This is a genomic window from Mesorhizobium maamorense (assembly GCF_044998965.1).
Lineage (GTDB): Bacteria > Pseudomonadota > Alphaproteobacteria > Rhizobiales > Rhizobiaceae > Mesorhizobium.
This window is the reverse complement of the sequence record NZ_CP173356.1, coordinates 1,158,846-1,176,758: the sequence shown is the minus strand read 5'-3', so window position 1 is coordinate 1,176,758 and position 17,913 is coordinate 1,158,846. Positions and strand designations below refer to the sequence as shown.

The 17,913-nt window shown below is 62.6% G+C and carries 19 protein-coding genes; 6 read left to right on the top strand and 13 right to left on the bottom strand.

The annotated features are described in order from the left end of the window. Nucleotides 1-2: 2 nt before the first annotated feature. Complete coding sequence (locus ACIU1A_RS06065) at nt 3-2,891, top strand: EAL domain-containing protein (RefSeq protein ID WP_140514838.1); 2,889 nt, start codon at nt 3-5, stop codon at nt 2,889-2,891. 22 nt (nt 2,892-2,913) lie between these two features. On the opposite strand, the gene ACIU1A_RS06060 is transcribed toward ACIU1A_RS06065, so the two are convergent. Next, nucleotides 2,914-3,522 carry a YqgE/AlgH family protein gene (locus ACIU1A_RS06060; RefSeq protein ID WP_140494949.1) on the bottom strand — a complete coding sequence of 203 codons (609 nt, stop codon included), beginning with the start codon at nt 3,520-3,522 and terminating at the stop codon, nt 2,914-2,916. Nucleotides 3,523-3,691: 169 nt separating this feature from the next. On the opposite strand from ACIU1A_RS06060, the gene ACIU1A_RS06055 reads away from it, so the two are divergent. The 3 genes from ACIU1A_RS06055 to ACIU1A_RS06045 all read left to right on the top strand — a co-directional run bounded on the left by ACIU1A_RS06055 (nt 3,692) and on the right by ACIU1A_RS06045 (nt 5,548). After that, nucleotides 3,692-4,498 carry a protein-disulfide reductase DsbD domain-containing protein gene (locus tag ACIU1A_RS06055; RefSeq protein WP_140514836.1) on the top strand — a complete coding sequence of 269 codons (807 nt, stop codon included), beginning with the start codon at nt 3,692-3,694 and terminating at the stop codon, nt 4,496-4,498. An 85-nt stretch (nt 4,499-4,583) separates the two neighbouring features. Beyond that, complete coding sequence (locus ACIU1A_RS06050; RefSeq protein ID WP_404926855.1) at nt 4,584-5,066, top strand: peroxiredoxin; 483 nt, start codon at nt 4,584-4,586, stop codon at nt 5,064-5,066. A gap of 2 nt (nt 5,067-5,068) precedes the next feature. Further along, entirely contained in the window at nt 5,069-5,548 is a 480-nt protein-coding gene (locus tag ACIU1A_RS06045; RefSeq protein WP_140671822.1) for a DUF2938 domain-containing protein, read from the top strand. A gap of 155 nt (nt 5,549-5,703) precedes the next feature. Here ACIU1A_RS06045 and rnhA read toward each other — a convergent pair whose 3' ends face one another. The 11 genes from rnhA to coxB form a co-directional block, all read right to left on the bottom strand. Continuing rightward, entirely contained in the window at nt 5,704-6,237 is a 534-nt protein-coding gene (gene rnhA / locus ACIU1A_RS06040) for a ribonuclease HI (RefSeq protein ID WP_140494956.1), read from the bottom strand. Continuing rightward, complete coding sequence (locus ACIU1A_RS06035; RefSeq protein ID WP_140494958.1) at nt 6,234-7,196, bottom strand: homoserine kinase; 963 nt, start codon at nt 7,194-7,196, stop codon at nt 6,234-6,236. Before ACIU1A_RS06035 ends, rnhA begins: the two co-directional genes overlap by 4 nt. 5 nt (nt 7,197-7,201) lie before the next feature. Continuing rightward, on the bottom strand, nt 7,202-8,212 hold the full coding sequence (gene ispH / locus ACIU1A_RS06030; RefSeq protein ID WP_404926854.1) for a 4-hydroxy-3-methylbut-2-enyl diphosphate reductase: 1,011 nt from the start codon (nt 8,210-8,212) through the stop codon (nt 7,202-7,204). An 87-nt stretch (nt 8,213-8,299) separates the two neighbouring features. Beyond that, nucleotides 8,300-9,055 (bottom strand): SURF1 family protein, encoded by a 756-nt coding sequence (locus ACIU1A_RS06025; protein WP_404926853.1) that lies wholly within the window; start codon nt 9,053-9,055, stop codon nt 8,300-8,302. After that, on the bottom strand, nt 9,052-9,438 hold the full coding sequence (locus ACIU1A_RS06020; protein WP_140494962.1) for a DUF983 domain-containing protein: 387 nt from the start codon (nt 9,436-9,438) through the stop codon (nt 9,052-9,054). Before ACIU1A_RS06020 ends, ACIU1A_RS06025 begins: the two co-directional genes overlap by 4 nt. Before the next feature lie 259 nt (nt 9,439-9,697). Further along, nucleotides 9,698-10,576: a cytochrome c oxidase subunit 3 gene (locus tag ACIU1A_RS06015; RefSeq protein WP_404926852.1), complete on the bottom strand. Its 879-nt coding sequence runs from the start codon at nt 10,574-10,576 to the stop codon at nt 9,698-9,700. Nucleotide 10,577: 1 nt separating this feature from the next. Next, entirely contained in the window at nt 10,578-11,210 is a 633-nt protein-coding gene (locus ACIU1A_RS06010; RefSeq protein WP_140514826.1) for a cytochrome c oxidase assembly protein, read from the bottom strand. 8 nt (nt 11,211-11,218) lie between these two features. Next, complete coding sequence (locus tag ACIU1A_RS06005; RefSeq protein WP_140494968.1) at nt 11,219-11,380, bottom strand: hypothetical protein; 162 nt, start codon at nt 11,378-11,380, stop codon at nt 11,219-11,221. A gap of 2 nt (nt 11,381-11,382) precedes the next feature. Next, the gene (locus ACIU1A_RS06000; RefSeq protein ID WP_140494970.1) at nt 11,383-12,327 is read right to left on the bottom strand and encodes a heme o synthase; all 945 of its coding nucleotides are present in this window, start codon (nt 12,325-12,327) and stop codon (nt 11,383-11,385) included. Between the two features lie 72 nt (nt 12,328-12,399). Next, nucleotides 12,400-14,052, bottom strand: a complete 1,653-nt coding sequence (gene ctaD / locus ACIU1A_RS05995; RefSeq protein WP_140494972.1) for a cytochrome c oxidase subunit I — start codon at nt 14,050-14,052, stop codon at nt 12,400-12,402. 38 nt (nt 14,053-14,090) lie between these two features. Beyond that, the gene (coxB, locus tag ACIU1A_RS05990; protein ID WP_404926851.1) at nt 14,091-14,990 is read right to left on the bottom strand and encodes a cytochrome c oxidase subunit II; all 900 of its coding nucleotides are present in this window, start codon (nt 14,988-14,990) and stop codon (nt 14,091-14,093) included. 375 nt (nt 14,991-15,365) lie between these two features. Here coxB and ACIU1A_RS05985 point away from each other — a divergent pair, with 375 nt between their 5' ends. Together ACIU1A_RS05985 and tldD are read left to right on the top strand one after the other, a co-directional pair. Beyond that, nucleotides 15,366-15,911 carry an invasion associated locus B family protein gene (locus ACIU1A_RS05985; protein ID WP_140494976.1) on the top strand — a complete coding sequence of 182 codons (546 nt, stop codon included), beginning with the start codon at nt 15,366-15,368 and terminating at the stop codon, nt 15,909-15,911. A 164-nt stretch (nt 15,912-16,075) separates the two neighbouring features. Continuing rightward, entirely contained in the window at nt 16,076-17,488 is a 1,413-nt protein-coding gene (tldD, locus tag ACIU1A_RS05980) for a metalloprotease TldD (RefSeq protein ID WP_140514821.1), read from the top strand. A gap of 21 nt (nt 17,489-17,509) precedes the next feature. On the opposite strand, the gene ACIU1A_RS05975 is transcribed toward tldD, so the two are convergent. Further along, nucleotides 17,510-17,908, bottom strand: coding sequence for a hypothetical protein (locus ACIU1A_RS05975; protein WP_404926850.1), 399 nt, complete (start codon nt 17,906-17,908; stop codon nt 17,510-17,512). Nucleotides 17,909-17,913 lie beyond the last annotated feature (5 nt).

The window sequence follows — 17,913 nt, the reverse complement described above, 5'->3', positions numbered from 1 at the left end:
TTTTGACGAAATTCCTGCGCAACGGGCCGCTGTTCGCCTTTGTCCTCGCGACGATCCTGACGCTGTGCGCGGCGTCCTCGGCCTTTGCCGTCGAACCGATCAAGATCGCTCGCGACGATGTCGCGCTCGATCTGTCCGGCGCCGTGGAAATCTACCGCAACCAGGGCGAAAACTTCCAGGTTTCGACCGCGCCCGGGCCCGACGGCATCGTACGACGCATCGAGGTCGAGGCCAATGACGCCCGTTCCACCGGCGACTGGGCCGTGTTCGCGCTTGCCAACACCACCGACCAGCAGCTCGATCGGCTGATCGTGGCGCCGCATTTCCGACTGGTCAATTCCGGCATCTTCTGGCCGGATCTCGGCTCGACCCGTATCGCCGCCATCACGCCCAGCGAAGGCTTTGCGCTCGACCGCCAGAGCAGCCCGGACGCCGACGTCTTCCGGGTGACGCTGAACCCGGGAACGGTGATCACCTTCATCGCCGAACTCGCCTCGCCCAAGCTGCCGCAGGTCTATCTCTGGGACCCGGAATCCTACAAGGACTCAGTCAATTCCTACACGCTGTTCCGCGGCATCGTCATCGGCATCGCCGGGCTTCTCGCGCTGTTCCTGACCATCCTGTTCGTGGTCAAGGGAACCTCCATGTTCCCTGCGACCGCAGCACTCGCCTGGGCCGTGCTTGCCTATATCTGCGTCGATTTCGGCTTCCTCAACAAGATCATCGAGATATCGCCCGGCAACGAGCAGATGTGGCGGGCGGGAACGGAGGTGGCCCTGGCGGCGACCTTCGTGGTGTTCCTGTTCGCCTATCTCAACCTCAACCGATGGCACGGCCATTTCAGCTATGGGGCGCTGGTCTGGATCCTCGGGCTGCTCTTGATCGCCGGCGTCGCCATCGTCGACCCGGCGGTCGCCGCGGGCATCGCCAGGCTGTCCTTCGCCGCCACCGCGCTGACCGGGCTCGGCCTGATCATCTTCCTCGGCATACGCGGCTATGACCGTGCCATCATGCTGGTGCCCAGTTGGGTGATGGTGCTGTTGTGGCTATGCGGATCGTGGATGGCGATAACCGGCATGCTCGACAACGACATCGCCCAGCCGGCGCTTGGCGGCGGTCTGATCCTCATCATCCTGCTGATCGGCTTCACCGTCATGCAGCATGCCTTTGCCGGCGGCGCGCTGCACCAGGGTCTGTTCTCCGACCTCGAGCGGCAGGCGCTGGCGGTGGCCGGCTCGGGCGACACGGTGTGGGACTGGGACGTGCTGCGCGACCGCGTCGTCACCAAGCCCGACGTCAGCATCCAGCTCGGCCTCGCCCCTAACAGCCTGGGGGGTGCAGCCCGCAACTGGCTGCCGGTGCTGCATGTCGATGACCGCGACACGTTCCGCACCACGCTCGACGTGGTGCTCGAGCACCGTCGCGGCAAGGTGGCGCAGAACTTCCGGTTGCGCGGCGCCGACGGCCACTATCACTGGTTTGCGCTGCGCGCGCGCCCGGTTATCGGATCGGACGGTGAGGTCATCCGCTGTGTCGGCACCATGGTTGACGTCACCGAGCAGAAAAAATCCGAGGAGAGGCTGCTGCACGACGCGGTGCACGACAACCTCACCGGCCTGCCCAATCGCGAATTGTTCATGAACCGGCTCGAGGCGATCATCTCGATCGCACGGACCGAAGAGAAGGTGCGCCCGACCGTCTTCGTCATCGACATCGACCGCTTCAAGCAGGTTAATGACGGGCTCGGCATCTCGGCCGGCGACACCATCCTGCTCACCATCGCGCGACGCCTGCACCGGCTCTTGAAGCCGAAGGACTCGCTGTCACGCTTCGCCGGCGACCAGTTCGCCTTGATGCTGCTTTCCGAGCAGGACCCGGCCCGCATCGCGGCGGTGGCGGACGCCATCAAGCATGCCATCAACGCCCCGATCACCTTTGCCAAGCGCGAGATCGTGCTGACCGCCTCGATTGGACTGATCACCTGGACCTCCGCACAGACCTCGGCCGAGGACATGGTCAAGGACGCCGAGCTTGCCATGCATCAGGCCAAGCGCTTCGGCGGCGACAGGATCGAACCGTTCCGCCCGGCCTTCCGCACCGTCGGCACCGATCGGCTGCAGTTCGAATCCGACCTGCGCCGTGCCATCGAACGGCGCGAATTCACGCTTGCCTACCAGCCGATCGTTCGGCTGGAAGACGGCAGCGTCGCCGGCTTCGAGGCATTGCTGCGCTGGGACCATCCGCGCCGCGGCATGATCCCGCCGGCGGATTTCATTCCGGTCGCCGAAAGCTGCGGGCTGATCGTACAGCTTGGGCTGTTCGCCATGCAGCAGGCCGCCGAGGATCTGGCGGCATGGCAAAAGCAGATCGGCGACGCGCCGCTGTCGGTTTCGGTCAACCTTTCCAGCCGCCAGCTCATCCGCCGCGACCTGGTCAGCGACGTCCGCTCCGTGATTGCGCGGGCCAATCTGAAGCCGCGCTGCTTCCGGCTCGAGCTCACGGAATCGCTGGTTATGGACAATCCCGAGCAGACTGCCCATGTGCTGACCAAGCTGAAGCAGCTCGGCATCGGCCTGTCGCTGGACGATTTCGGTACCGGCTATTCTTCGCTGGCCTACCTGACGCGCTTTCCCTTCGACACGATCAAGATCGACAAGAGTTTCGTGGACGACAGCACGCCCAAACGCGCCGTGCTGCTCAAATCCATGGTCAGCATGGCGCATGAGCTCGGCCTGTCGGTGGTCGCCGAAGGCATTTCGGACGAGCGCGACGCGCTGGAGCTGCGCCAGATGGGCTGCGAATATGTGCAGAGCTTCATGTTCGGCGCCCCGATGCCCGGGGATCAGGTGCTGAAGACGCTGAAGGAACAGTATCCGCTGACGCAGGCGTAGTTGGCTTTCACGCCGCCGGAGCTCAGGCGTGGCCGGCCGCTACACTCAAATGCGCGAGGTCGATGCCGATCGAGGCGAGAATCCGGTCGTATTTGCGCTCGATGTCGGTATCGAACAGAAGCTCCGGAGTGGCCGGACAGGTCAGCCAGCCGTTTTCGGCTATCTCGGTTTCCAGCTGGCCGGCGCCCCAACCCGAATAGCCCAGCGCCATCAGCGCGTGACGGGGTCCCCGGCCCGACGATATGGCGCGCAATATGTCGACGGTCGCGGTCAGGCAGACATCGTCGGAAACGGTCAGCGAAGACTCCACCCGGTAATCGCCCGTATGCAGCACGAAGCCGCGGCTGCGGTCGACGGGCCCACCATTGCGAACGACGAAATCACGGGTACGGGCGGGCAACCGGATCGCCTCGTGCTCGTTCATGATGCCAAGTTGCACCAAAAGGTCCGGAAACAGCATCTGCTGCGTCTGGTTGATGATCAGGCCCATCGCGCCCTCATCGCTGTGGGCGCAGATGTAGATGACCGAGCGCGTGAAACGGTCGTCCTTCATGCCGGGCATGGCAATGAGGAACTGATCGTCGAGAAAGCCGCTGCCGGCGGCTGTCTTCTTGTGGCGCAACAAGTCCATAATCAGAGGGTAACGCGTTTCCCGGGCGCCGAAAAGATGTACCGCGCCGGTTTTCGACCAAGCCCGTGCCGCCGGCCGATCATTACCTGCGGCAAAGGTCACGCAAATATGATACCGGCAAGACCATGAAATCATTGCACGGCCATGAACGGACGATCAAATCATCACCATGCAAAGCTTGAAAATCCTGTTGCTCGGCGCCGTTATCGGATCGGCAATCACACTCCCAGCCGCGGCCTCTTCGTCCGCCTGGTACAACAGCGAAGGCGGCAAGGTACGGCTGGTGACGAGCGGCAAGCCCGACGATGCCGGCCGCATCCGGGGCGTTCTCGACATAGCGCTCAAGCCTGGCTGGAAGACTTATTGGCGCGACCCGGGCGACGCGGGTGTGCCGCCGCAACTCGATATCTCGGCCAGCACCAACATTTCCGATGCCAGCCTCTCCTTCCCGGCGCCGAAGCGTCATGACGACGGCTACGGCAAATGGGCGGGCTACGACTATCCGGTCTCGCTGCCGGTGACGTTCACGCTGTCGGCCGCGAAGGATCCGTCCGTCATCGACGCCGACATTTTCCTTGGCATTTGCGAGACGATATGCATCCCTGTGCAGACGCGGCTGACCGTCGACCCCGGCTCCGACCCGGACAATGCCGAGGACGCGGAGCTGGTCAAGGCGAGCTTCGCCGCCTTGCCCGCGCCGGCAAGATCCGACTTCGGCATCAACGTGCTGCCGGGCGACCATGAAACGCTGGTTGTGGAGGCGAGCTTTCCCGGCGATCCGGAAGCGGCGGACTTCTTCGTCGCAGGAGACCGCGACTACATGTTCGGTTCGCCGGCCCGTAGCCAGAAGGACGGCAAGCTGGTCTTCACCGTGCCGATCCTCGACCGGCCATCGACGACACCCACGGATGGCGGACTTCACTATACGCTGACGAGTTCGGCAGGCGCGGTCGAAGGGCTCTTGCCTTTCCCTTGATCCAGCCTCCCGCGATGGTTGCGGGAAACCGCATAGTTCGCTACCCAAGGCTACGTCCTTCCCCATTCTCCCAAGCGAGGAACTCATGACTATTTCCGCTGGCGACAGACTGCCCGATACGACGTTCAAGACGATGACTGCCGACGGTCCCAAGCCGATCACGACGGCCGAGATTTTTGCGGGAAAGAAGGTCGTGCTGTTTGCCGTGCCGGGCGCCTTCACGCCGACCTGCAGCAACAATCATTTGCCCGGCTACCTGGAGAACCGCGACGCCATCCTGGCGCGCGGTGTCGATACGATCGCCGTGGTTTCGGTCAACGACGTCCATGTCATGGGCGCCTGGGCGCGCTTCACCGTCGGTGAGGGCAAGATCCTGTTCCTCGCCGACGGCAATGGCGACTTCGCCAAGGCGATCGGCCTCGACGCCGACTTCTCCGGCGGAGGCATGGGTCTTCGGTCGAAGCGGTTTTCAATGATCGTCGATGACGGCAAGGTCACCGCCCTCAACGTCGAGACCAAGCCCGGCGTCGATGAATCCGGCGCCGCCAAGATCCTCGAACTGCTCTGACCATGACGTTCGACATCGCCTGGCGTAGCGTGGCGATCGGCATCGGCGCCACGCTGTTGATGGATATCTGGGCCTTTCTTCTCTACAAGATGTTCGGTCAAGCACGGCCGAACTGGGCCCCCGTTGGCCGCTGGGTCTGGCATTTACGGGAAAAAGTCTTTCACGACGATATTGGCGATGCGACGCCCTATGTACACGAATCGGCTTTGGGCTGGGCCTTTCACTATTTTGTCGGCATCGTCTACGGCATCATCCTTGTCGTGGTGGCCGGAGCGGGCTGGCTTGTCGCGCCGACTTTCCTGCCGGCTTTCATCCTCGGCATGGTCACGGTCGGCGCCGGCTGGTTCCTGCTGGCGCCCGGCATGGGCGCGGGCTGGGCAGCGTCGAAGCGGCCCAACCCGATGAAGGTACGGGCGCTGAATCTGGTGTCACACACCGTGTTCGCTTTCGGACTCTACGGTACGGCGCTGCTGATCCGCTGAGGATCTGCGGCTGTGCCGGCCTGCCGATCGGCCGCCACCCGTGGACAATTCGGCGCGCGTCGTCCCATTCCGGCCACCTGAACCTGGGGATGCGTCACATAGCGCAGGCCCGGCATGACAGAGATCCCAGCCTGGGGATGGTGCCGCCCCGGAATTCAATAGCTTTGGGTCGAACGCCGCGCCTTTGCCACCGCCGGCTGTTTGGACTGCGAGACCGGCTTGGGTGGGGTAGAAACAAGCCTGACCGGGCCCTTCTTGAACGGCGCCATGCCCTCACGAGCAAGTTCGTCGGCGCGTTCGTTCTCGGTATGGCCGGCATGGCCCTTGACCCAGATCCAGGTGACCTTGTGACGCCGATTGGCTTCATCCAGCGCCTGCCAGAGTTCGCCGTTCTTGACGGGCTTCTTGTCGGCGGTCTTCCAGCCGTTCTTCTTCCAGCCATGGATCCACTTTGAAATGCCGTCCATGACATATTTGCTGTCGGTGTGAAGATCGACCGTGCAAGGTTCCTTGAGCGCATTCAGCGCCGAGATGGCGGCAAGCAATTCCATACGGTTGTTGGTCGTCTCGGCCTCGCCACCCGATAGTTCCTTGGTGGCGCCGTTGAAGCGCAGGATCGCGCCCCAGCCGCCCGGGCCAGGATTGCCCGAACAGGCGCCATCGGTGAAGATCTCAACGTGTTTGCTCATGCCAGCCCATATTCCGAAGCAGATTTGATCGTCCGATGAAACCGCATTCTTCTGATGTATTCGGTCGGATCGCGTTTCATTACCAGCCCGCCATCAGGAACGGTCAGCCAGTCATACAGCCGGGTCAGCATGAAACGCAGCGCCGAGCCCCGTGCCAGCATCGGAAGTGCCGCCTTTTCCTGATTGCTCAGAGGCCGCACACCTTGGTAGCCGGCAAGCAGCGCCTTGCCCTTGGTGAGATTGAAGGAAAAATCCTTCTCGAAACACCAGGCGTTCAGGCATGTGGCGACGTCATAGGCGTAGAGGTCGTTGCAAGCGAAATAAAAATCAATCAGGCCGGAGAGCTTCTCGCCGAGAAAGAACACATTGTCCGGGAAAAGATCGGCATGGATGATGCCTTCCGGGAGACCCTTCGGCCAATTCCGCTCGAAGTCGGCGAAGTCGGCGTCGACTTCGGCCGCAAGGCCCGGCTCGACCTCGTCGGCACGGTCGCGGGCTGCCGACCAGAGCTTGCGCCAGCCGTCGATGGCGAGCGCATTGGGGCGGGTCATCGGAAAGTCGGCACCGGCCAGATGCAGGGAGGCCAGCGCCTTGCCGACCTCGGCGCAATGGATCGATGTCGGCCGCCGGAGCGAGAGACCCTCGAGGAAAGTGATGATGACGGCCGGCCGGCCCGCCAGCGTGCCGATGACGCTGCCGTCATGCGCGGTTACCGGCAGCGGGCAGGACACACCCTTTTTGGCGAGATGGCCCATCAACCCGAGGAAAAACGGCAGATCCGCCTTTTCGACCCGTCTTTCATAGAGCGTCAGGATGTAGGAGCCGCTGGAGGTGTGCAGCAAAAAATTCGAGTTCTCGGTGCCCTCCGCGATGCCCTTGTAGGACAGGAGATCGCCGACTGGGTAGTGCTTCAGGAATGCGCCGAGTTCGCCTTCCGCAACGTCGGTGTAGACCGCCATGTGCCTTACGGCGCCCCGTTGACGAAAGCCATGTCGGCCGCCGTCAGTTCGACATCGCGCAGTACCCGCATGACGGGAAAATCCTCCGTTTCAGTGGCCGTGATGGCCAGGTCGATCGTGACATCGAAGCGCTGGCGGAACGCATCGATGATCTCGTCGACGATGATCTCCGGGGCGGATGCCCCCGCCGACAGACCGAGCGTCGAGATGTCGCCGATGTCATCCCACGGAATCTCGGCGGCGCGCTGCACGAGAAGCGACATCGCAGCCCCCGCACGCTCAGCCACTTCGACAAGACGCCGCGAATTGGAGGAATTGGGCGCGCCGACGATCAGGTAGAGATCGGCGCCCGCGGCGGTATCCTTGACCGCTTCCTGACGGTTCGTGGTGGCATAGCAGATCGATTCCGCCGCCGGCGCCTTCAGGTCGGGAAAGCGGTCCTGCAGCGCGCGGATGATGCCGGCCGTGTCCTCTACCGATAGCGTGGTCTGGGTGACGAAGCCGAGCGCCTTCGGGTCCGCCGGCGCAAGCCTCGCGGCATCGGCTTCGGTCTCGATCAGCGTTACCGCGCCCTCCGGCAATTGTCCCATCGTGCCGATCACCTCGGGATGTCCGGCATGGCCGATCAGGAGCACGTGGCGGCCGAGCCGCTGGTGGCGCATCGCTTGCTTGTGGACCTTGGAGACTAGCGGACAGGTGGCGTCGAGATAGAACAAATTGCGCGCTTGGGCATCCGTCGGTACCGACTTCGGCACGCCATGCGCGGAAAAGACGACCGGCGACTGCCGATGTTCGGCCGGAATTTCCGAAAGTTCCTCGATAAAGACGGCGCCAAGGCTTTGCAGACCCTCGACGACATAGCGGTTGTGCACGATCTCATGGCGGACATAGACCGGCGCGCCATATTTCTTCAGCGCCAGCACGACGATCTGGATAGCACGGTCGACGCCGGCGCAAAAACCGCGCGGCTGGCAGAGGCGGATCGTCAGAGAAGGCTTTGTCGTGGTCTGAAGCATGAATCCGGGCCGTTTGATCAGAGCCGAAATGAGGTGCCTACCCCCGTCCTGTCAAGGGCGATGGCCCTTCAAGCGGGTCGGTCGCGCTCATTCCTCTTTCGCTGGCCTGCGAAGCCGCAGGATGAGAACGGCGGCAAGTGCCGCGGCAAGCCCATACCAGGTCATAGCATATTGCAGATGGCTGTTCGGCAGGTCGATGATGGTGACACCGCCGATGGGCAAACCGCCCGGATTCGGCGTCTTGTCGGCGTCGATGAAGATTGGCACCAGCTTGGCGCTCGCCGGCAAGCCAGCGCTCGCCGCCATCACGTCACGGTCCTTCCAGTAAAAGATGTTCTTCGCCACGTCGTTGTCGGGAAGCATCATCGACGGCTTTGCCGGCAGCGGATTGCGAGCGAGGCCGGTGACCGTGACCTTGCCCGCGACCTGTCCCTTGGCGCGCTTGGCGGCATCCTTCAGATCGTATGGCACGAAACCGCGATTGATCAGGACGAAGCGGCCATCGTCGAGGGCCAGCGGCGTGTAGACGTTGAAGCCGGCTTCGCCTTCCCATGTCGCGTAGAAATGCCGCTCGCCGGAATGCAGGAACGTGCCGGTCACCGTCACCGGCGTGTAGTCGGCGTCCCCAGTCGAGGCGAATTGTTTCTCGACCTCGGCCAGCGGGAACGGCGCCGAGTGGGTGCGCTGGTCGATGGTCTGGAGAAGACCTTCCTTCCAGTGCAGGCGCTGGACTTGCCAGGTGCCGAGTGCCAGCAGGATCAGGAGCAGGACGAGGCCAATGCCGAGCAGCAATACCGATCCTGGCCGCGAACGACCGCCGTCTTTGGCGGACATGTCGCTCATTCGCCGCGATCCAGCCGGCCCTCGGCCGCCTTGTTGCGGTACTGCAGCGTAAGCAGCACCCCCTTGATCAGCCGGAGCGCCGTCAGGCACAGCACCAGCGCCAGCGGGATCCAGACCAGCAGATGCAGCCAGAGCGGCGGGCTCAGCGTCACTTCGACCCAGAGCGCCAGGCCGACGATGATGAAGCCGATGATCAGGATGACGAAAACCGCGGGCCCGTCGCCGGCATCGGCATAGGAATAATCAAGACCGCAATTGGTGCAGCGTTTGCCTACGGTGAGAAAGCCGGAAAACAGCCGCCCCTCGCCGCAGCGCGGGCAGCGTCCATGCAAGCCCGCCGAAATAGGGTCGATCGGAGGCCAGATCGCCTTGTCGTCGCTCATTGCTTGCCGCTCAATCCTGATGGGTGTTCCATCGACCACCACTGCCCAGACTTCGTCCATGCCGGAGTCCGTAACGGCAATGCCGCCGTCGGTCCAGCCGACCAATTGAAGCAGCCGCCGAATCCGTTCGGCTGGCCGTGGATCATGATCATGTCGCCGGCATCGACACTGCGCGCCTCGCAACCGGATCGCATTGCACCGAAAAGAAGAAGGCGGCCACGTTGCCGCAGCCGCCCCTTCAAAAATCATCAGACCGGTATCAATGGGCTTCGATTACCGCGCCGACCGATCCCCAGACATAGATCGAGGCGAACAGGAACAGCCAGACCACGTCGACGAAATGCCAGTACCACGCGGCAGCCTCGAAACCGAAATGCTGCTTGGGCGTGAAATCGCCCTTCATGGCGCGGATCAGGCAGACGGCCAAGAAGATGGTGCCGATGATGACATGGAAGCCGTGGAAGCCGGTCGCCATGAAGAAGGTGGCGCCATAGATGGAATCCTTGAAGGCGAACGGAGCATGCATGTACTCGTAGGCCTGCACCATGGTGAACAGCATGCCGAGGCCGACGGTCAGCACCAAACCGTTGATCAGGCCCTTGCGATCGCCGTGGATAAGGGAGTGGTGCGCCCAGGTGACCGTGGTGCCCGACAACAGCAGGATCACGGTGTTGTAGAGCGGCAGGTGAAAAGGATCGAGAACCTCCATGCCCTTCGGCGGCCAGACGCCGCCGGTAAACGCGGTGCGGGCATATTGCTGCGCCTCGCTGGGAAACAGGCTGGCATCGAAATAGGCCCAGAACCAGGCGACGAAGAACATCACCTCGGAGGCGATGAACATGATCATGCCATAGCGCAGATGCAACGACACGACCCGCGTGTGATGGCCCTCATGCGCTTCCTTGATCGTGTCCGACCACCAGGCGAACATGGTGTAGAGGACGATAGCAAGGCCGATGAAGAACAGCCACGGATTGGCGATGTTGAAGCCGAAGATCGGGAACGAGCCGCCCTTCAGGTATTCCATGAGGCAAACGCCGCCAAAGGCGGTGACGAGCGCCCCTATCGATCCCAGGAAAGGCCACGGGCTCGGGTCGACGAGATGATAGTCGTGATGTTTTGCGTGCGCGTCTGCCATATCAACCCCCGAGATTTCCTTCGGTATTTGAAATTGTCTTGCTGTTGCCCTGGACCGGCTCCGACGATGCGACCGGCTTGTTCTTCTCGACCGGAAACATCGTGTAGGACAGGGTGATCGTCTTCACGTCCTTCAGTTCCGGCACGTTGACGATATCGGGGTCCACGTAGAACAGGACCGGCATGTCAAGCGTTTCGCCGGGCTTCAGCGTGGTGTCGGTGAAGCAGAAGCATTCGACCTTGTTGAAATAGGGACCCGCCAGTTCAGGCTGGACATTGAAGGTGGCGCGGCCGGTGATGGGGCGATCGAACTTGTTGGTCGCCTGATAGTGCGCCTGCACCGTCTCGCCGATCTTCATGGTCATCGAGCGCTGGACCGGCTGGAAATCCCACGGCACGCCGGCGATATTGGCATCGAAGCGGACGGTGATCTCGCGATCGAGCACGCGGCCGGCATACTGCTTCTCGACGCGTTGCGTCGTGCCGCCATAGCCTGTCGCCTGGCAGAACATCTTGTACAGCGGCACCGCGGCATAGGCCATGCCGATCATGCCGGTGAAGAAGGCAAGGCAGACGGCCGCAACAAGGCGGTTGCTGTTGTGCCCGGCCGGTTTGGCACTCGTGTCGACACCCATCTCCCGCCTCACATCGTGCCAGAGAGGTTATGACCGAACTTCACGATCGTCGCGATATAGAAGATAACGACCAGCACGGCCAAGGCTACGCCGATGGCGACCGAGCGGTTGCGCCGGGCCTTCCGCTGGCGTTCGGTCAAGGTGACCGTTTCGAGCTTGTCTTCGATCATGCTCATGCTCCACCCACCGCAAGTGCACGTTCGACGACGCTGTCGGCGAGATAGACGGCGAAGATGGCGAAGAGATAGAGCAGCGAATAGCCGAACAACGCCTTGGCTGGCTTCATCGCGCGATCGTCGTCGGACATGCCAAGCACTTTCCACGCATACCAGACAAAGCCGAGCCCGAGCAGCAGGGCAGCCACGCCATAGAACGGCGTGGTGTAGCCAAGCAGCCACGGCAGCACACCGACCGGGGCCAGCACCAGAGCATAGGCGAAGATCTGACGGCGGGTCGACGCCGGGCCGGCGACATTGGGCATCATCGGGATGCCGGCGCGTTCATAATCCTGCGACTTGAACAGCGCCAGCGCCCAGAAATGCGGCGGCGTCCACAGGAAGATGATGAGGAACAGGACGACGCTCTCCAGGCTGACCGTGCCGGTCACCGCGGCCCAGCCGATCACGGGCGGAATGGCGCCGGCAGCACCGCCAATGACGATGTTCTGCGGCGTCCAGCGCTTCAGCCACATTGTGTAGACGACGGCATAGAAGAAGATGGTGAAGGCCAGCAGCGCCGCCGACAGCCAGTTGACCAGCACGCCGAGCGTCATCACCGACAAAACCGAAAGCACCAACCCAAAGCTCAACGCCTCGTGGGGCTGGATGCGGCCGGCCGGCACGGGGCGGGTGGCGGTGCGTGTCATCACCGCGTCGATATCGGCATCGTACCACATGTTGAGCGCGCCGGAGGCACCAGCCCCGATGGCAATAGCCAGGATCGCGATCACCGCCAGCAGCGGATTGATGGTCACCGGCGCCGCGACCAGTCCGACAAAGGCGGTGAACACCACCAGCGACATGACGCGCGGCTTCAGGAGGGCGAAGAAATCACCCGCCGTCGCTTCCGACATGCGGAAGCCCGCTTCGTCAATGCTGGTTTCGTCGACAAGGGCCATGCGTACTCAAATCCATATTCCGTTTGGCCGAAACCGTCGGCGGACCGACGGTTTCGATTCCGGGCTGCCGCCTTATTTGATCTTCGGCAGCTGCTCCCACTGATGGAACGGCGGCGGCGAAGGCAGCTGCCATTCCAGCGTCGTTGCGCCCTCGCCCCATGGATTGGCGCCAGCGATCCGCTTCTTCTGGAAGGCTTCAAACACGCCATAGAGGAAGATCACCACGCCGACGGCCGAAATATACGAACCGTAGGACGACACCATGTTCCAGCCCGCAAACGCGTCCGGATAGTCGATGGTGCGGCGCGGCATGCCGGCAAGGCCGAGGAAGTGCTGCGGGAAGAAGACAAGGTTGACGCCGACGAACATGACCCAGAAATGGGTGTTGGCGATGACAGGCGAATACATGTAGCCGGTCATCTTCGGGAACCAGTAGTACCAGCCGGCGAAGATGGCGAACACCGCCCCCAGCGACAGCACGTAATGGAAGTGCGCGATCACGAAATAGGTGTCGTGCAGCGACCGGTCGAGACCGGCATTGGCCAGCTGAACCCCGGTAACACCACCGATCGTGAACAGGAAGATGAAGCCCAGCGCCCACAGCATCGGCGGCTTGAACGATATCGATCCGCCCCACATCGTCGCGATCCAGGAGAAGATCTTCACGCCCGTCGGCACCGCGATGACCATGGTGGCGAAGACGAAGTAGCGCTGCGTGTCGAGCGACAGACCGGTCGTGTACATGTGGTGCGCCCAGACGATGAAGCCGACCGCGCCGATCGCGACCATGGCGTAGGCCATGCCGAGGTAGCCGAACACCGGCTTGCGCGAGAAGGTCGAGACGATATGGCTGATGATGCCGAAGCCCGGCAGGATCAGAATATACACTTCCGGATGGCCGAAGAACCAGAACAGGTGCTGGAACAGCAGCGGATCGCCGCCGCCATCGGGAGCGAAAAAGGTCGTGCCGAAATTGCGGTCGGTAAGCAGCATGGTGATGCCGCCGGCAAGAACCGGAAGCGACAGCAGCAGCAGGAATGCGGTGACCAGCACCGACCAGGCAAACAGCGGCATCTTGTGCAGCGTCATGCCTGGCGCGCGCATGTTGAAGATGGTGGTGATGAAGTTGATGGCGCCCAGGATCGAGGACGCGCCGGCGATGTGGATCGACAGGATCGCCAGATCCATGGCCGGACCGGGCTGACCGGAGGTCGAAAGCGGCGGATAGAGCGTCCAGCCGCCGCCGACGCCGTAGGCGCCAGGCGCGCTCGGCACGAACATCGAGATAAGCAGCAGGATGAAAGCCGGCGGCAGCAGCCAGAACGAGATGTTGTTCATGCGCGGGAACGCCATGTCCGGGGCGCCGATCATGATCGGCACCATCCAGTTGGCAAAACCGCCGATCAGGGCCGGCATGACCATGAAGAAGATCATGATCAGCGCGTGCGCCGTGGCGAAGGCGTTGTACATGCTCTTGCCGCCATCGATCGCGGCGTCACCGTTCATGCCGTAGACCATCTGCGCCAGGCCGCTGAAGATCTGGATGCCAGGCTCCTGCAACTCCATGCGGATGGCGACCGACAGCGCGCCGCCGATGATGCCGGCCATGATCGCGAAGATCAGGTAGAGCGTACCGATGTCCTTGTGGTTGGTCGAATAAACCCAGCGCACCCAACCATGATAAGGCTTGTGGTCGTGCCCGTCGTGAGCTGCAGCGTCTGCCATGTTCCGCTCCGTTCCCTAAATCTTGCTAACCCGCGGCATCAGTTGCCGGCGGCCGCTACCTTGTTCTGGCCATCGACCTCGGCCATCAGCGTCTTGTTGGCGCCGGGCAGATCGGTCTTGGCCGCAGCCAGCCAGGTCTTGAACTGCGCGTCGGAGACGACGCGGATGGCGATCGGCATGAAGGCATGGTCCTTGCCGCAAAGCTGCGAGCACTGGCCGTAATAGAGGCCTTCCTTCTCCGCCTTGAACCAGGTCTCGTTGGTGCGGCCGGGAATGGCATCGATCTTGATGCCGAAGGACGGCATGGCGAAGGAATGGATCACGTCGGTCGCGGTGACGAGCACCCGGGTCATCGTGTGGACGGGCACCACCATCTCGTTGTCGACGGCAAGCAGGCGCGGATAGACCTTGCGATCTTCCTTGCCGGCGGCGGCACGGTCGCCATCCTGGAGGATCGCCGAGTTGAACGAGAGCGTATTGTCGGTCTGGTATTCGTAATCCCAGTTCCACTGGTTGCCCGTGGCCTTGACGGTGAGCTTGGCTTCTTCCGGCGGCGTGTACTGCGCGGTCAACAGCTGGAAAGACGGGATGGCGAGGCAGAGCAGGACGACGACGGGACCGACAGTCCAGATCACCTCGATCAGCGTGTTGTGGCTGGTCTTGGACGGAACCGGGTTGGCGCTCGCGCGGAATTTCACGATGCAGTAGATCAGAAGGACCAATACCAGGGCGGTGATCGGGATGATGAACCACATCGTGTAGTTTCCGAACCACTCGATCTGGCGCATCATGTCGGTTGCCGGCGCCTGGAAGGTCGTCTCCCACTCGACAGGCTGATCGGCATGGGCGGCCGTGCCGGCGAAAAACGTGGTAACGGCACAAGCGCTTAGAAACTTGGCACTTGCTGGAAACTTGGCGCTTGCCAGGAAATTTCTCATCGCCCTCTTCGTCTCCCAGTTCCTCGCGGCTGTGTCCACGAGAATAACGAACAATGCCGGGACGGGAATCCCGACTGTCTCAAGCTGGTTCAAACCATACTCTTTTTCCCTCCGCAAGAAAGGAGCGGAGGAAACCGTGCGGCATTTTTGCGCGCAAGCCGGGATGCATCTTTGAAGGCGGCGGCCGCCATGGCGAGTCGGCTATGTTCGACGGATCGGCTGCTTGCTGCCGGCCGGCGCGCCTGGCGTCGTAATTCGGGCGAAATTGGCTAGGAAAAGCGCCGCATGGGCATTTTCGTGGCGGCTCGGCCGCTGTCTCGTCCTTTACTTGGCTTTGGCGCGGCTTAAAGTGCCGTGATTCGCAATGGAGCCGTCATGAACTCTTGGCTGTCGGGATTTGGGCTTTCGAGCCCCTTGGCGAAGGTCATCTTTCTCGCCGCCTTGTCCGTCGCCGGCTTGTCGGCCGCCGGCCAGGCCAACGCGGCCCAGCCGAGCGGCACGGTGCGCTCGACGCATGGCGCGTGGTCGATCATCTGCGACACGCCGGCTGGTGCCACGTCCGAACAATGCGTGATGATGCAGAACGTCGTCGCCGAGGACCGCCCAGAGATGGGACTGTCGGTCGTCGTGCTGCGCACCGCCGACAACAAGGCGGAGATCCTGCGCGTGCTGGCGCCGCTCGGTGTGCTCTTGCCCAACGGGCTCGGCCTCAATGTCGACGGCAAGGATATCGGCCGCGCCTATTTCGTGCGCTGCTTCCAGGACGGCTGCTACGCCGAGGTCATCCTCGAGAAGCCGCTGCTCGATACGCTGAAGACCGGCACGTCGGCCACCTTCATCGTCTTCCAGACGCCGGAAGAAGGCATCGGCATCCCGGTGGACCTCAAGGGTTTTGCCGACGGATTTGCGGCCCTGCCGTAGACTCCCGCGCCTCGACCCGGGAGCTGCCGATCAACGATAGGTTTTCCGGACCTGGGATAGATCCGGGACGCCGCCGCCCTGCATTTGAATGACGATTGGCGATTGTCTGGGCGCGGCTTCGCGCCTACATCCCGGATATAACCATTCATCCACGGACATACGCCATGAACAGCCTTATCGGCCAATTCGATATTTCCGACGATCGCGTCAAGGAGATCGTCGCAGAGACCATCAACGGCGCCGACGATGGCGAGTTGTTCGTCGAATACAGCGAGAGCGAGGCGCTGATGTTCGACAACGGTCGGCTGAAGACGGCCAATTTCAACACCGACCAGGGTTTCGGCCTACGCGCGGTTGCCGGCGAAGCCAGCGGCTATGCCCACTCCAGCGACCTGTCCGAGGCTTCGCTGCGACGCGCGGCTGACGCCGTCTCGACCGTCAAGGGCGGCTATTCCGGAACGCTTGCCGCTGCGCCCGCCCGCACCAACCGCCATCTCTATGGCGATGAGAACCCGATCCCCTCCCCTTCCTTCGAGGCCAAGGCGAAGCTGTTGCAGGAAGTCGACGCATGGCTGCGCGCCGAGGATCCGCGCGTGCGCCAGGTCTCGGCATCGCTGACCTCGTCCTGGCAGCATGTCGAGATCGTGCGCGCCGACGGCCAGGTGGTGCGCGACATCCGGCCGCTGGTCAGGGTGAACGTGTCGGTGGTGGTCGGCGACGGCGACCGCCAGGAAAGCGGCTCCTACGGCATGGGCGGACGCAAGGCGTTCGGCGACTTCCTCGTCGAGGACAGCTGGAAGCACGCCGCCAAGGAGGCGCTGCGTCAGGCGCTGGTCAATCTCGAAGCCGTACCGGCGCCGGCCGGCACTTTCGACATCGTGCTCTCCAGCGGCTGGCCCGGCGTCATGCTGCACGAGGCCGTCGGCCACGGGCTTGAAGGCGACTTCAACCGCAAGAAAACTTCAGCTTTCGCCGGCCTGATGGGCCAGCAGGTGGCGGCAAAGGGCGTCACCGTCGTCGATGACGGCACGATCGCGGAACGACGCGGGTCGCTCACCGTCGACGATGAAGGCACGCCTTCGGCGCGCAACGTGCTGATCGAGGACGGCAAGCTGGTCGGTTACATGCAGGACCGCCAGAACGCCCGGCTGATGGGCATGCGGGCCACCGGCAACGGAAGGCGCGAGGGCTACGCGCACCAGCCTATGCCGCGCATGACCAACACCTACATGACATCGGGCGACATGGAGCCGGACGAGATCATCGCCTCGGTCAGGAACGGCATCTATGCCGTCTCCTTCGGCGGCGGCCAGGTCGACATCACCTCCGGAAAGTTCGTGTTCGGCTGCACCGAAGCCTACATGATCGAGAACGGCAAGGTGACGCAGCCGATCAAGGGCGCAATGCTGATCGGTAACGGGCCCGACGCCATGCACCGCGTTTCGATGATCGGCAATGACATGAAGCTCGACAACGGCATCGGCATGTGCGGCAAGGCTGGACAGGGCGTGCCGGTCGGCGTCGGCCAGCCGCACCTCAGGATGGACCAGATGACGGTCGGCGGCACAAGGGTTTGAAGCCGCCTCGTGGCCAGTCTGCTAGGTCTTGCTCACAGACCGGCGCGACGTGGCATACAGGATCAGGAAGCCGATAACGCCGCCGATCGCGTACTGGGTCCATGCACTCAGGTAGTCGACGATCCCATCATGGCCCGAGACATAGAGCGCAGCGCCGACAAACGTCATGACCGCGACGCCAAGCGCATAGGATGGCACCAGCCCCACACGCGTGAATTTTCTCAAGATCCAAGCGAGCACCGCACCGGTGAGCGCCATGATGAGAGCCGAACCAAAAATCTCGGCAACAAAACCTGGTGAAATCATCTTCTCCCCCATCCCAATTTGGATTATGCCTTTTTGAGGGGCAGATTCAACCGCAGTGGCGATGATCCACAACTTTAGCGATAAACCTGGCTGGGATTTCGGGGCAGACTGCATGACGC